The organism is Chlamydia sp. (assembly GCF_017472245.1).
In the GTDB taxonomy this organism is placed as follows: domain Bacteria; phylum Chlamydiota; class Chlamydiia; order Chlamydiales; family Chlamydiaceae; genus Chlamydia.
This window is the reverse complement of sequence record NZ_JAFUQR010000011.1, coordinates 1-1,514: the sequence shown is the minus strand read 5'-3', so window position 1 is coordinate 1,514 and position 1,514 is coordinate 1. Positions and strand designations below refer to the sequence as shown.

The window sequence follows — 1,514 nt, the reverse complement described above, 5'->3', positions numbered from 1 at the left end:
TTTTGATTGCATGAAGATTTATTTAGCTGTGAGCTTATTGATCATTCTATTTTTCGTGTTGCCAAAAGTGGATTATGTTCTCATAACCTCTCTTTTAGTGTGCAAAAAATTTGAAGAAGTGTGGATGGCACAGGTGTATTCTGGTGGCTCTTTCTACAAAAAATTAGAGGTTATAGTATGTAATGGAACTGTTTGGCAACAAATGGTTCTTTTTTATTGCGTGGAACCATGAAAGGAGGAAGTTATATGGCACAAATTAATGTAAATAATCTTACCTTCGGTTATGAGGGAAGCTTTGATATTGTTTTCGAAAATGTTTCATTTTCCATAGATACAAATTGGAAGCTAGGTTTTGTAGGGAGAAATGGAAAGGGTAAAACTACTTTTCTCAACCTTCTTATGGGGAAATATACATTTGAAGGGAGTATTCATACATCAACAAAGTTTGATCTTTTTCCTTATCACATTACAGAGCAACAGATGGAACTTTCTGTGGCTGACTTTATGGAGGAGCTGAAGCCGGGATGTGAAATGTGGAGGGTAATCTGTGAACTTAGTGAGCTTTCTGAGGAAGCAGATATTTTGTATAGACCCTTTTGCACATTAAGTCCAGGAGAGCGAACAAAGGCATTGCTTGCTATTTTATTTTCAGAGGAAAATGAATTCTTGCTCATAGATGAGCCAACAAACCACCTGGATAAAGCTGCACGTGAGAGTGTGAAGGACTATCTGGCTTCTAAGAAGGGATTTATACTTGTTTCCCACGATAGAGATTTGCTGGATGCTTGTACGGATCATTGTCTAGTGTTGAACAGAAGCAGTATTGATGTGCAAAATGGAAATTTCTCAGTTTGGTGGGAGAATAAGGAGAAGAAAGATAAATTTGCCTTGGCAGAGAACGAAAAGCATTTGAAGGAAATTCAGAAGCTAAATCGTGCTGCGGATCGTGTTACAAGATGGGCTGATAAGAACGAAGGTACAAAAATAGGATTTGACCCAATAAAAGAGCATGACAGATGTCTTAGCACAAGGAGCTACATAGGTGCAAAAACCAAGAAAATGCAGAGCAGAGTAAAACAGATGGAGAAACGTATCCAGCGTGAGATTGATGAAAAAGAGGGCCTTTTGCAGGATATAGAATCCCCAGTGGATTTGAAATTGGTTCAGCTTACGCATCACAAGAAACGTCTGGTTGATGTGAGGGATTATTGTGTGAGATATAATAACTCCGAGAAAACAGTTCTTAATGAAATATCCTTTGCTGTTGAAAAAGGGGATAGAGTTGTACTGTCAGGGAAAAATGGAAGTGGAAAAACAGCATTGATTAAGAGCATCTTGCAAAAATGTAACCCAGAGATGATATCCATGGATGTAACAGAAGAAGGAACCTGCCAAGTGGCAAGTGGTCTTATTATTTCCTATGTTGGTCAGGAGACTGCGGGATTAAAAGGAAATATTGAAAATTACTGCAAGGAGCATAATTTGGACAAGAGCTTGTTTTGTTCCATACTTAG

At 38.1% G+C, this 1,514-nt stretch carries 2 protein-coding genes; both read left to right on the top strand.

Features of this window, described 5'->3' with window-relative positions:
- On the top strand, positions 1-232 hold a 232-nt coding region (locus tag IJ490_RS04595; protein ID WP_291894863.1), incomplete at its 5' end, for a hypothetical protein.
- Positions 229-1,514 (top strand): ATP-binding cassette domain-containing protein (locus IJ490_RS04590; protein ID WP_365821165.1); only part of this gene is annotated, 1,286 nt, incomplete at its 3' end. The genes IJ490_RS04595 and IJ490_RS04590, both read left to right, overlap by 4 nt.